At 63.8% G+C, this 13224-nt stretch carries 7 protein-coding genes; 5 read left to right on the top strand and 2 right to left on the bottom strand.

The window, feature by feature from the left end:
• Positions 1–120: 120 nt before the first annotated feature.
• The gene (locus CKO31_RS08135) at positions 121–2028 is read right to left on the bottom strand and encodes a DUF4914 family protein (protein WP_200235776.1); all 1908 of its coding nucleotides are present in this window, start codon (positions 2026–2028) and stop codon (positions 121–123) included.
• 476 nt (positions 2029–2504) lie between these two features.
• The gene (locus CKO31_RS08140) at positions 2505–3425 is read right to left on the bottom strand and encodes a c-type cytochrome (RefSeq protein WP_306341721.1); all 921 of its coding nucleotides are present in this window, start codon (positions 3423–3425) and stop codon (positions 2505–2507) included.
• A 380-nt stretch (positions 3426–3805) separates the two neighbouring features.
• Between CKO31_RS08140 and CKO31_RS08145 the strand changes: the two genes are divergently transcribed.
• The 5 genes from CKO31_RS08145 (at position 3806) to CKO31_RS08165 (ending at position 12825) form a co-directional block, all read left to right on the top strand.
• Positions 3806–4546 (top strand): hypothetical protein, encoded by a 741-nt coding sequence (locus tag CKO31_RS08145; RefSeq protein WP_200235778.1) that lies wholly within the window; start codon positions 3806–3808, stop codon positions 4544–4546.
• 541 nt (positions 4547–5087) lie between these two features.
• A complete protein-coding gene (locus CKO31_RS08150) occupies positions 5088–9194 on the top strand; it encodes a ribonucleoside-diphosphate reductase subunit alpha (RefSeq protein ID WP_200235780.1) in 4107 nt (1368 codons plus the stop codon).
• Between the two features lie 641 nt (positions 9195–9835).
• Positions 9836–11383, top strand: a complete 1548-nt coding sequence (locus CKO31_RS08155; RefSeq protein ID WP_200235782.1) for a P-loop ATPase, Sll1717 family — start codon at positions 9836–9838, stop codon at positions 11381–11383.
• Between the two features lie 182 nt (positions 11384–11565).
• Positions 11566–12255, top strand: coding sequence for a TIR domain-containing protein (locus CKO31_RS08160; protein WP_200235784.1), 690 nt, complete (start codon positions 11566–11568; stop codon positions 12253–12255).
• A gap of 66 nt (positions 12256–12321) precedes the next feature.
• A complete protein-coding gene (locus CKO31_RS08165) occupies positions 12322–12825 on the top strand; it encodes a hypothetical protein (protein ID WP_200235786.1) in 504 nt (167 codons plus the stop codon).
• Positions 12826–13224 lie beyond the last annotated feature (399 nt).

A 13224-nucleotide genomic window follows, 5' to 3' on the forward strand; every position in this document is an offset into this window, starting at 1 on the left:
GCGGCAGGGATGCCGCTCCCACGGGCGGGGCCGCTGTGGGAGCGGCCTCTGGCCGCGATGATGCCGCACATCGCCTGCCCCGGCGCAGCCGCGGCAGGGATGCCGCTCCCACGGCTGCGGTCAGTGGTCGTCCGGCTCCAGGAAGGGCAGGTCCAGCAGGCGCTGGTAGTCCTCCAGGCTGCCGCGGTCCAGGCAGCACTCGATGATGCGCTGGCCGGTGGGCAGCAGGTCGGAGCCGAGGAAGGCCTTGAGCTCGCGCTGGAAGAACTCGGTGAGGATCTCCGCGCCCTGGTCGTAGGCCGCCGTGCCCACCTCGGGCTGGAGCTCCACCTCGAAGAACCAGGCGCCGAGCGTGCTGCCCTCCACCATCATGCTGCCGGGCGTGTAGCCGAGCAGCGGGCAGCGGCTCTTGCGCAGCCGGTTGCCGGCGAAGCGCGCGCCGCCGCGGCGGGCCAAGTACTCGCGGGTAATCCACTGCGGCATGAAGCCCACCTCCCAGGCCCCGATGTGCTGGTTGGGGATCAGCACGTAGCGCACCTCCGGCGTCTCGATGATCTGGTTCAGCAGCAGGTTGGCGTGGTCCACCATGCGCCCGGTCGCGAAGGGCCAATAGGACCCGACCCCTTCGGACGTCATGCCGGCGGTCTCGACGATGCTCGGGTTGGCGTGCCCGCGGGGCGCCACCAGCCGCCACAGCCAGGCCAGCGCCGGCGGCAGCACATGGAACAGGCCGATGATGCCGTAGCTCGGGCGCTCGGCCGTGCAGGGCGGCGTGCGCACCCCCATGCTGCGCACATCCACGTCCACGGCGCCGCGCACCACCTCTGGAATGGCCTTGCGGGGGATGATCACGCGGGGGTTCGGGCAGGGCTCGCCGGGGGCGTCCTCCATGTGCTCCCACAGCAGCGTGGTGGCGCCGGGGCGGCCGTGAATGTTCAGGAACAGCAGGGGCTCCGGCGGATGCACGGTGAGCGCCTCGATGTTCGGGTCCGTGCCGTAGCGGTCGATGTGGTTGCAGCGCACGAACCAGGCCTCTTCGGCGTCGATGAGGGTCAGACGCCCGTTGCCCTTCTCCAGCGACGGATGGCACAGCGCCATGTCGTCGGTCACCGGGCGCAGGTCGCAGCCCTGGGGCAGCGTCAGGTTGCGGACTTCGCCGGTCTCCAGGTTGCGGCCGATGAGCAGAGTGCCGTCGGGCTGGCGGTGCGCGTACTCCAGCATCTCGCTCTTGCCACCGCCGCTGGCACCCTCGTGGGAGATGACGACCTTGTTCTCGTAAGGGGTCACCACCTGCACCGTGGCGCAGTGCATGGTCACCCAACGCTCTTCCTCGCCGATGTTGAGCAGCACCCCGTAGACGCCCTTCTTGGCGCTCGGGCCCGGATACAGGTTGTAGCTGAAGAGCTCGTGCAGGCCGTCGCGGCGGTTGTGCACCACCACCTGCTTGCCGTCGAAGTGGGTATGCCGGAACGGCGGGGCGACATAGATGACGGCCTTGGGGGAGAAGTCGTCCGGCAGCTCCTCCACCGGCACGATGCCCTGCAGCAGCGCGAGGCCCAAGGCGAAGAAGCCGGCGTTGTCCGGTGCGATCACCAGCGCCTGGGTAGCAGGGCTCGGCAGCCCGGCGTAGAAGGCGAAGGCGGCCAGCGGCTGAGACTTCATCCAATCGAAGGTGGCCTCGCGCACAGGGTCGAAGTCCTCGCCGAAGCGCTCCGTGTAGTGGGGCTTGTCCGTCGGTCGCTCGTCGCCGATGACCAGGCAGTCCGGGTCCCGACGGCGCATGTAGGCCTCGGTGTAATTGGCGCAGATGCCGTTGCGGGTGCGGCAGACGGTGGCTTCCGTCACGGGCCCGATGCCCGGGACGTCGTAGGTGACCTCGTGCTCGCCGTCGGGGGCATCCCGGACAGCGAGCTCGATCAGCTCATCATGGGTATCGGCCACCGTGACCCTCGGGGCGCTCTTCAGCAGGTCGAGGGTCTCCGGCGGCAAATCAAGATCGAGCAGGCGGCGCGTTGAATCACTCGTCATAGTTACGACTCGGTGCGTTGACGGTTTCACTGGACGCTTTCACAGGGCGCCTTCGACGGGCGCTGAATCCCTGGGACGCCCATGGCTTCGGGTGCTCGGGGTCAGTGGTGATGAGCGCGATGCGACCGGCGGGGATGCCGGTGTTGAACGGGCTGCGGCGGAAGATCGCCAGCGGCTCCTTCGGGAGGGACTAGGGGACATCATACTCACGGCGATCAGCGCCAGACCGACCCGTCCCTTCGAGAATTTCTCGGATTATTCGAATTATTCGATGAATTCTCGCCGTCGGCACCGGCGGCAGCGGCCTTCGGTACGGCCCCGCCCCCTTAGTGTCAGGCCCGGGCGTGATTCATTAGCGGACCACCGACACGGGCAAATGACTCGGCGGGTGCGGGCTGCGCTGGCGGGTCACACGGCCGCGGCCTGCCGCGGGCCAGCGCGGTGCATTGCTGTCCGGCTCCGGCACAGGCTCCGGGTCACGGCACCTGCGGCATCGGCGGCCTGGCACGGATACCGGCTGCGTCGCGCACGAAGCTCGGGAAGTCCGGATTGGTCCAGCCGTCCGGCGCGAGCTTGTCGGCCGGGGGGCGCAGCCGGGCGCTGTAGTCCAGCACGGCCGATTGCTCGGCAGGGGTGAAATTCTGGATCTCCTGTGACATCTTGGAATCCGCATTCCGACGGGCACCGTCGCGGATCTGGTCGAACTGACGCATCAAATAGGCGTAATGCTGCCCGGCCAAGGCCGGGATGTGCTCACGCACGTCGCCTTCGCCGTCCACGCCATGACAGTCCAGGCAATGCTCCTCGTAGAGCTGCTCGCCGAGCGCCAGATCCGTGCCGGGCCCGAGGCCGTTGTGCGGAGTCATCGGCAACTGCGCTACATAGGCGGCCACATCGGCCAGCTCCTGCTTGCCGCCGAGGATGGTCGGGACCGAGAAGGGATACATGAGCGGATTGTCACGATTGCCCGCCCGGAAGTCCGCCAACTGCTTGATGATGACGGTGCGCAGCTGGCCCGCGATCTGCGGATAGGTGCCGTCGATGCTGCCCCAGGCCTCGGGCAGGTGGCAGACTGCGCAGGTCAGATAGACTCGCCGGCCATTGTCGACATCCGGCTCCAGGGTCATGACGGCGTCGTACTCCGCCTGGGCTATGGCCGCGGGATCTTCAGCACCGGCTGCCGCCGACGGCGGCTCCGCCACGGCCATCATCGGTATCAGGGCCAGCGCTGCCAGCGCCAGGCCCGCTGGCCGCGAGCGGTGGCCACGCCCGGATCGCCATCGCGCCGGCGCTAGGTCGGCCGAGTCATGCCCGGCGATTGGCGGCGGTCGCACGGCACGCGGCAGCGCCGCGAGCTGCTGCGCCGCATTGCAAAAAGAGCCGAGCCTGTCGGTCATACTCCATCCTCCGGTGGCGGCGCTGGCCCGCATCTTTGGCGCGGGTCCTTGGGCCTGCGCACCAAGTATGGCACTCACCCCGAGCCGTGTCTGCGCCCGGAGCGCTGTCACTGTTTGGACGGACTGCGCTGACAGCGGGACCGCGCCGCGGGTAAGATTCCGCGCCCGAGCAACGGGATGACACCGCAGTCAGCGTAACCGGCGCGTTCGGGCCCCGAAGACTGGACAATAGCTCAAATGCCGCCCCGAGCTACCGCCGACCTCAGGGCAGGATAGCGATCGCGCAATCCGGCCAACAGACGGTTACGCGAGCGTCCTGCCAGGGTACGCTGCGCTAACCCAGCTATCAAACACCTGGATATCGTAACAGCGAGCCGTCGATGAACGACCTCCGCAATCCCGATTGGCAGGGCCGCGGGCCCAGTGACGCGGTGCCCCGCAGCCCCAGCAGCCCAATGCCCGATGCCGACGATGAGCGCCGGCAAGAAGGCATGGCGGAGCCCATCTATACCCGCAGGCGGCCGCGCGGCAGCCACTCGCGCAGTTCCAGCAGCAGCCGGCGCAAGATCCGCCGCCTGCGCATCCTCGCCGGGGTGCTGGCGGCGGGGCTGGTGTCCAGCATCGTCTTCTCCCTGGTGCTCTACTTCTACATCAAGCGCGTGAGCAACGGTGAGACCCAGCTGTCGGTGGCGCACCAACAGCTCCAGGGCGAGCTCGCCGAGGCCCGAGAGCGCATTACCGAGCTCAACAACGACCTGCGCATCCTGCTCGCGAATCGGATCCCGGGCATCGACCGGCTAGTGTTCGACCGCCAGATCGAGCTCAACGATCAGTACGTCAAGAACATCACCTTCGTCGAATCCGGACTGGACGACGAGCGCACCATCGAGTTCAGCACCGTGCTCCACAACGGCCGTACTGGGCCCGTTCTGCCCGAAGTCAGCATCCTGCTGTTCGACGAATCCGGCCTGCAGACCGGTCGTGCCCAGCTCGACAAGAGCCAGACCATCACGCCCGCCGACATCCCCGAGCTCCAGCCCGGCGAGACGCGCACCTACTCGGCACAGATCGACCTCTTCCGCCAGGCCCCGTCCAAGTACTTCGTCGTCGAGGTTCGCTGAGAGCCTGCCCCTCTGCGCGTCCCCCCGGCCAGCGCGGAGCCACTCGCACCGCGGGCCCAATCCCAGTCGCTGCCCCCAGCGCATCGGCGTCGGTATCGCCGCCCCCAGCCCCACCAGCGCCGACCGAGCCCCTCTCCAACGCATCCTGAGCACAGCGTCGGTCTCTAGCTGACCGCCGCCGCGCCGGTTTCCCCCGACCGCCCGCCGCCCGTCGGCCAGACACCTGCTGCGCAGGCGCCGACCCACGCCCCATCCATCCACAGCAGACGCGTCTAACCACGCGGCTCGGCGCCCGGCACCCCCCGAGTTATCCACAAGTCTTGCACAGCTCGCCAACGCCTTGATCACACGGTTGACCACAACATCTTGTGATTGACAGACCAGATTGAACATATATATTGCCGATGCGAACGCTGGGAGCACCGCCTCGGCCGCCTTGCGGCGTCGTGCGCGTCGAGCCCTACGGCAGCGGCCCACGCCCGCCCGTCTCCCGGCCTGCCTGCCCCACCCCGAGCCCGGAATCAGCCAGAGGAGCACCGCCATGGCCGCCGCCACCCGCGACGACAAGCACAACACCGAGCAGTCGGACCAGACGGCCGCCGCAGCGGCGCACGAGCAGGCGCAGGGCAACCCGCCGACCGCCCGAGAGGCGGTGCCGGCGGACTTGGGCGCACACCAGCCGGGGCAGGTCCAGGTGATCCGCCGCAACGGCAAGGTCACCCACTTCGACCCGAACAAGATCAAGGTGGCCATGACCAAGGCATTCCTGGCGGTGGAAGGCGGCGGCGCCGCGGCCTCCTCGCGCATCCACGACCAGGTGGAGCGCCTCACCGAGCAGGTGGCGAGCGCGCTGACCCGCCGGCTGCCGGGCGGCGGCACCGTGCACATCGAGGACATCCAGGACCAGGTGGAGCTGGCGCTGATGCGCGCCGGCGAGCACAAGGTCGCCCGCGACTATGTGCTCTACCGCGACGCCCGCGCCCGCGAGCGCGCCGAGAAGAGCGCCGCCCGGGCCGCCGCAGCGGGCGCGGCCGAAGACGGCATCAATGTGACGCTGGCCGACGGCAGCACCCGCCCGCTGGACACCGAGCGCCTGGCCCGGCTGGTGGACGAGGCCGCCCGCGGGCTCGACGGCGTCGACGCCGAGGCCGTGCTCAAAGACACCCTGCGCAACCTCTTCGACGGCGTGAAGGAGGCCGATGTCGGCCAGGCCCTGGTGATGTCTGCCCGCGCCATGATCGAGCGCGAGCCCGCCTACAGCCAGGCGGCGGCGCGGCTGTTGCTGGACGTGCTGCGCCGCGAGGCCCTGGGCTTTCTGGACATGGCCGTGGGTGTCGAGACCCAGGCCGACATGGGCGAGCGCTACGCGGATTACTTCGCCGCCTACATCCAGCGCGCCGGCGACCTGGAGCTGCTGGACAAGCAGCTGGCGCGCTTCGATCTCGCGCGCCTGGGCGCCGCCCTGAAGCCCGAGCGGGACCTCCAGTTCACTTATCTTGGCCTCCAGACCCTCTACGACCGTTACTTCATCCACACCGAGCGCGGCACCCGCTTCGAGCTGCCGCAGGCGTTTTTCATGCGCGTCGCCATGGGGCTCGCCATCAACGAGATCGACCGGGAGGAGCGCGCCATCGAGTTCTACGAGCTGCTCTCAAGCTTCGACTTCATGAGCAGCACGCCGACCCTGTTCAACTCCGGCACGCTCCGGCCCCAGCTCAGCTCCTGCTACCTCACCACGGTGCCGGACGACCTGGACGGCATCTACGGCGCCATCAAGGACAACGCGCTCTTGAGCAAATTCGCGGGGGGGCTCGGCAACGACTGGAGCCGGGTGCGCGGCATGGGCGCGCACATCAAGGGCACCAACGGCAAAAGCCAAGGTGTCGTGCCCTTCCTGAAGGTGGCCAATGACACGGCGGTGGCCGTCAACCAGTGCTTCGCGCCGGATACGACGGTCTTCACCGCCGACGGCCCCAAGCCCATTGCAGAGGTCAAGCGCGGCGACCTGGTGCTCGGCCAGCGCGGTCGCTACCGCGAGGTCATCGAGCACTTCGTCTACGACCAGAAGGACGCGCCCATGGTGCGGGTGCGAGTCAAGCACTCGGTTGATGATCTCAGGGTTACCGCCGGCCATCCGTTCTGGGCCATCAAGGGCGTGCCGCAGGACCAATCCATCGAGCGCACGCTCAAGCACATCGAAAGCGCTCGTTTCAAGCCGGGCTGGGTCGAAGCCGGCGAGCTCAGCCGCGGCGACTACGTGGCGCAGGTCATCCCAAGCGAAGTCGTCCCGGCGGAGGGCTTAACCGAGGCCGACGCCCACTTCTACGGCATCCTGCTGGGCGACGGGCATCTGACCCGGGGCTACGAATTCGGCATCTCCGGCAACCCGGCGGTGGACGGCGGGCACCTGGACTTCGTCCGGGCCTATCTGCGCGAACGGGACATCCATTTCTGGGAGAACGTCAGGGGCGAAAGCTACGTCCAGATCAAGTGGTCCATCGGCAAGGGCCTCGCCCGCTGCGCCACCACCGGCCAGTGGATCGGACAGGACCAGGCCGCCCTGCCCTTCACGGAAGCCGACCTCTACGACGCCGCGCGCAACAAGCGCATTGCGCGACGCTTCAGCCACCTGCCGCACAACCAGGCGCTGGCGCTGATCCAGGGGCTGCTCGAGACGGACGGCGGCATCAGCAGAGGCAAGGAGATCTACTTCACCAGCACCTCTGCGCCGCTGGCGGAGGGGCTGCGCTACCAATTGCTGCGCTTAGGCATTCCCTGCGCCGGCCAGTACCGCGAGCGCGACAACGCCCACACCGGCAGCCGCGCCGACGGCAGCGTCGTCTCCTTCACCGGCACCACCCGGGCCTTCGACCTGCGCATTCCCGCAGTAGCGCCCATCGCGGACCTCATCGGCGTGACCCCGCTCACAAAGCAGAACTGGCTCCGCTTGGGCAACTGGGTCTTCACCCGAGTCAAGGCGGTCGAGGCCATCGAGCCGCTGCCCGAGGTGCATGACCTCAAGGTCGACGGCGACGAGAGCTACATGACCGCCGCCGCACTGGTGCACAACGGCGGCAAGCGCAAGGGCGCGGTCTGCGCCTACCTTGAAACCTGGCACGTGGACATCGAGGAGTTCCTGGATCTGCGCAAGAACACCGGCGACGACCGCCGCCGCTGCCACGACATGAACACCGCCAACTGGGTGCCGGACCTGTTCATGAAGCGCGTCGCCGAGGACGCCGAATGGTCCCTGTTCAGCCCGGACGAGACCGCGGACCTGCACGACCTGATGGGCCAGGACTTCGAGCGCGCCTACCTCGCCTACGAAGAGCGAGGCGAGCGCGGCGAGCTGCGCGTCTACAAGCGCGTCAAGGCCGTGGACCTGTGGCGCAAGATGCTGGCCATGCTGTTCGAGACCGGCCACCCCTGGATCACCTTCAAGGACCCCTGCAACCTGCGCTACACCAACCAGCACGTGGGCCAGGTGCACAGCTCCAACCTCTGCACCGAGATCACGCTGCACACCAACGACCAGGAGATCGCCGTCTGCAATCTCGGCAGCGTCAACCTGGCCAACCACGTCGGCCCCAACGGATTGGACACCGCCAAGCTCCAGAAGACCGTCGGCACCGCCATGCGCATGCTCGACAACGTCATCGACTACAACTTCTACAACGTGCCCCAGGCGCGCAAATCCAACCTGCGCCACCGGCCGGTGGGGCTCGGCATCATGGGCTTCCAGGACGCTCTCTATAAGCTCGGCATCCCCTATGCGAGCCAGGACGCCGTGCAGTTCGCCGACCAGAGCATGGAGATCCTGAGCTGGCACGCCATCAGCGCCAGCACCGAGCTGGCCGAAGAGCGCGGGCGCTATCAGAGCTTCAATGGCAGCCTCTGGAGCCAGGGCCTCCTCCCCATCGACAGCGTCCGACTGCTGGAAGAAGGTCGCGGCGGCTACCTGGAGATGGACACCGGCGCCACCCTGGACTGGGACCGGCTCCGCCAGCGGGTCGTAAGCGTCGGCATGCGCAACAGCAACTGCATGGCCATCGCGCCTACCGCCACCATCAGCAACATCTGCGGCGTCAGCCAGTCCATCGAGCCCACCTATCAGAACCTGTTCGTCAAATCCAACCTCTCCGGCGAGTTCACCGTGGTGAACCCCTACCTGGTGGCGGACCTGAAGGAGCGCGGCCTCTGGGACAGCGTCATGGTCAACGACCTCAAGTACTACGACGGCAGCGTGCAGCAAATCGACCGCGTGCCCGACGACCTCAAGCAGACCTACGCCACGGCCTTCGAGATCGACGCCCGCTGGCTGGTGGAAGCCGGCAGCCGCCGCCAGAAATGGCTCGACCAGGCCCAGAGCCTGAACCTCTACATGAGCGAGCCCAGCGGCAAGAAGCTCGACACCCTCTACAAGCTCGCCTGGGTGCGCGGCCTCAAGACCACCTATTACCTCCGCTCCATGGGCGCCACCCACGTCGAGAAGTCCACCATGGACGACTCCACCAAGGCCAACCGCCTTTCCGCCGTGGGCGGCAGCTATGTCTCGCTTGGGAAGGGCAAGTCGAATGGGAAGGGGAATGGGGCTGCGGAGCCGGCTGCGTGCTCGGTGATTGATCCGGAGTGTGAGAGCTGTCAATAGCGGAAAGTGCGTGGTGCGCCGTGCGAAGTGCGGGGGCGCCACCTGGGGGCGCCGACTTTCAGTCGGCGACGCCCGCGCCACCGGTCTACACAGCACCCACACCAAACGCCGACGCCAATGGACACCAACGAGCCGACCTACACCGACGAGCCACTCGGCGAGCTGGAAATCGTCCCGGACTTCCTGCCGCCGCCTGAGGCTCTCATCCCAAAGACGCCGGAGACCGATCCACGACCGACCACGCGCCCGGAGGAACCAGATGATTTAGTACAAAGGCCACCGAGGCACCTTCGAGCCCGATCAAGGGCTGCTCTTCGGCCGTGTCGTCGCGGCATCCGTGACCTCATCACCTTCGTGGGACAGACACCGGATGACGTTGCGGAGGCGCTTCAGCAGAGCATGGATGACTATCTCGACTTCTGTCGTGAGCGTGGCGAGGCGCCAGCGACTCCTCCGTTCCCTAACCGCGAGGGGGGTTGGGCGCAGCAATTGCCGCACCCGATCTGACGTGCCTAGGCCGCACCCTGCCTAGCACCACTTTCACATGACCCAGTTTAGTTAACTGTTGGGCCTCAAATGTCGAGACTCATTGCTCACTAACCTTTGGACAAGCTCCCCGATACCTCTGGCAGGAGATACTTTTGCTAACAAGAAATCAAATCCAGAAGGCGCAGAGCTACTGGAAAGGCAATCCCCAGCTAATCGGTTTTCCAGATGCGGAAAAGGATTGTCGGGCGTGGCCGTCATGGGAGTCCTCGATCTTCCTCAATTTTCCTCGCTTTCAGAGCGTGAGCCACGGAATTGCTAATTTGGTGATAGGCAGGAAAGGGTCCGGAAAAACCGCTGCTCTGACCGCGGCCCAAAAAATTTCCGCCTCCGCTTCCAGCAATTCCGCCAAAGACCGGACTGTCATTTCTGCCGACGCCCAGCGGCTCGTCGATGCCGCAATAAACGAGTTCCACTTGAGGAACCAGGTAGGTTCCGGAGCGGTCGCGGTCTGGCACAAAGCTTTCGCGACAGAAATCCTAAAAGCTTTCGCTGGAGAGTTGAGCGGACACGCATTGGTAGAAGATGCGGAAGTGAAGGTTCGGCAGTGGGCTTTGTCACAGGGCTTCGCAGCTGAAGACTTCGGGGAAAGGTTGATCTCCGGTGCGAAAACCTTGTTTCCGCAAATCCGAAGCAGAACCAGGGATCAAAGCAAACCTGCCACTCTTGCCGACGATCACATTGAGACCGTACTCCGACGCAGTAACTACACTCTATTCGTCGACAATTTTGATAACCCCGGAAGCGCGGGTCGCTTGAACTCGCGTATAGGAACAGAACTCGCCCAGTCCGCTATTGAAGCGGCCGATATTCTCAGCGCAGTTTACGAATCACCAAACGTTTCGCTGTTGATCCGTGAGGACCTTTGGTTGCGGTGCCGCATCGATTGGCACTACCTTGACAAGGTTTCGATGCCGCAATGGCTGCTTTGGAAGCCAGATCAGCTGAAAGATTTCATTAAACGAAGACTAGCGGTCGCCGTATCTATAGCTTTGGATGAACCTCTAGACAGTCGCGTCAAGGAACCATTTGATATTCTTTGGGAGACGTTCTTCCCTGCATCGGTTAGGCTGAAGACTGATGCCGTGTCCCAGGGCTTTACTTATGTTCTCCGCCGAACGATGTACACCCCAAGGGATCTGCAAACATTTTTGCAGCTCGCAATTCATGGAACTGAGAACCTTCCACTTTCCGAAGAGAACATCCTGAACGCCGAAGAGCATTTCTCGCGGGAGCGACTCCAGTATCTCATAAACGAGTTTGGCGATATTTGCGAAGGTCTTGCTCAGTGCCTTCATTCATTTGCCGGACACTCGCTAGACTGGAAAACGACGGAGCTAAGAAGCCATCTCAAGGGACTGATGGGGCAAGGATCCGTTAGGCCGTCCAAAGCGGCATGTGCAGACACCAGATCGGTTTTAGACCTAATGCGCTTTCTGTTTCGGATCGGTTTTCTAGAGGTGCGTTTGCAAGATCGCGACGGCGCCAACGACGGCCGGTGGGAAGTACGCGACGGGCTGCGCCACCCCGATCATTGGAGCGGCGCCCGTATGGATGACTCCGTACATTGGGCAGTTCGAAGTACGTTTTATTCAGCACTTAGATCATACCGACCAGAGTTCGGAAGCGGATGGCGGCGGTAAGCAACGGAACAAAACGGAGTCTTGCATTCTTCATCCCGGGACGGATGAAGATGCCCAACCAGCCCGCCAGCCCGCCAGCCCGCCAGCCCGACGCCAAACTGCGGCCTGCGCTTCGCGCGTGGCCGCAGTTTGGCGCGGGCTGCGGTTAACGTTAGCGTTCACAGAAACTACGAGACCGTGCAATGGATAAAGACCAAGTAAACGACATTCTTTCGGCGAATGGCTTCGTTCTAGACGAAGAGCGAGATATCCAGTATGGAGTTCAGCTTCGGTACAACAACGGCTCGGTCGTGAATGTCTTTGACAAGGGGACCGTGACGCCCCAAGGGAAGGATGTAGGGGAGGTCAAGGAGTTGTTGGGCAAGGCGCCGGCAAAAAAGGCGACGTCCGGCAGCCAAGCAATCGCCCCGGGGAGCAACAACAGAGTATTCGTTGTGTATGGGCACGAGCCGCAATGTCGGGCGAGTCTGGATGCAATGTTACGTCGGTGGGGGCTTGAGCCTTTGATATTGGATCAGCTTCCATCAGAGGGGCAGACGATCATCGAGAAGCTGGAGAAGCACACCGCCGAATGTCAATTTGCGGTCGTTCTGGCGACACCCGATGACCTCGGTCATCGGGTGGATCATCCGGACGAACAAGCATTTCGGGCTAGGCAAAACGTTGTCCTGGAACTTGGAATGCTATTGTCGAAGCTCGGGCGATCGCGAGTCGCCATTTTACTTCACCAGCACGAAAACATGGAGAGGCCATCGGACATTCAGGGCCTTCTATATATCCCATTCAAAGACAATCTTGAGAAGGATACCGGTCTGCTCCTGGCTAAGGAGATGGCACACGCGGGATATCAGATCGATGTGGCGAAGGTGTAGCGCTAACAAAACGCTCAACCGGACGCTCGTACCTCGCGCCGGTTAGCGCTCCGTTAGCGACCGAGAATGACTCAGAGCGAAGAAGACAAGCTGGAGGTTATGAAGATCGCCCTAGAAGAGGGGCGCAAGGGTCTTGCTGATCAAGACAAGACTATTAATTCGATTCGCCAACGTTCCATGTGGATTGGAGGGTTAGCCGGCGTCATTGCTGCTTTCCTAGGCAGAGAAGCGTTAGATGTATCGCCAATCGCAAATTTAACGCTGTGCGTTGACTCTATTGCGCTGGTTGTAGGGTTCGCCGCGCTATTTGTTACTTACGCAGCAATCATCAATGTTATGCGCCCCCATAAGGGATTGAAATTCCACAATTCACCTGGACTGGTAATCAGCCAATTTACAGACCCTGAGAACCCCGCCACTCTCACGGAAATACACGAGGCTCTCGCAGGCTTTTCTGAAGAAAATTATATATGCAACCAAAAAATACTTTCCAGGCTTTTTCTTTCGCTTTTGGTGGCCGCTATTGCAATGATCGTTGAATTCATCGCATGGCTGACAGTCTTAGCCTGAACGCGTCCGGAGATCGAGCATGACGAACAGTAATGGTAGCGATACTCAAGGCTCCAACAAGCCAAACAGCGGGGGCCGAAGCGGTAGCACAAGTACATCGACAGGCACGCAGCAGCCGAAGCCTGTGTTTCAGAACCCGGCCCAGGAGACCACGCGCTCCGACGACCGCAAGAGTACGGTTAAACGCCGCAGCAAATAGCACGAGCGCAATAATCGCTAACATGCGGGAAAAGGGGTCAGGCTCGAATGGCGCTAACTTAAGCCAGTCCGCAATATGAATCAGACACTTACGTTGACTACGATACGACGATCCAAGCTCTCCTGCGGCACAAGCGGGCGGTCTTCGCATGTCGGACGGCCTGGAGCTGTTCGGGTTGCAGGCCAAGCGCTTCGCTAAGT

The sequence above is a fragment of the Thiohalocapsa halophila genome (genome assembly GCF_016583825.1).
Taxonomy (GTDB): Bacteria; Pseudomonadota; Gammaproteobacteria; order Chromatiales; family Chromatiaceae; genus Thiohalocapsa; species Thiohalocapsa halophila.

Bases quoted from the DNA above. Each gene is read 5' to 3' on its own strand.
- CKO31_RS08135 (WP_200235776.1), bottom strand. From the start codon at position 2,028: ATGACGAGTGATTCAACGCGCCGCCTGCTCGATCTTGATTTGCCGCCG.
- CKO31_RS08140 (WP_306341721.1), bottom strand. From the start codon at position 3,425: ATGACCGACAGGCTCGGCTCTTTTTGCAATGCGGCGCAGCAGCTCGCG.
- CKO31_RS08145 (WP_200235778.1), top strand. From the start codon at position 3,806: ATGAACGACCTCCGCAATCCCGATTGGCAGGGCCGCGGGCCCAGTGAC.
- CKO31_RS08150 (WP_200235780.1), top strand. From the start codon at position 5,088: ATGGCCGCCGCCACCCGCGACGACAAGCACAACACCGAGCAGTCGGAC.
- CKO31_RS08160 (WP_200235784.1), top strand. From the start codon at position 11,566: ATGGATAAAGACCAAGTAAACGACATTCTTTCGGCGAATGGCTTCGTT.
- CKO31_RS08165 (WP_200235786.1), top strand. From the start codon at position 12,322: ATGACTCAGAGCGAAGAAGACAAGCTGGAGGTTATGAAGATCGCCCTA.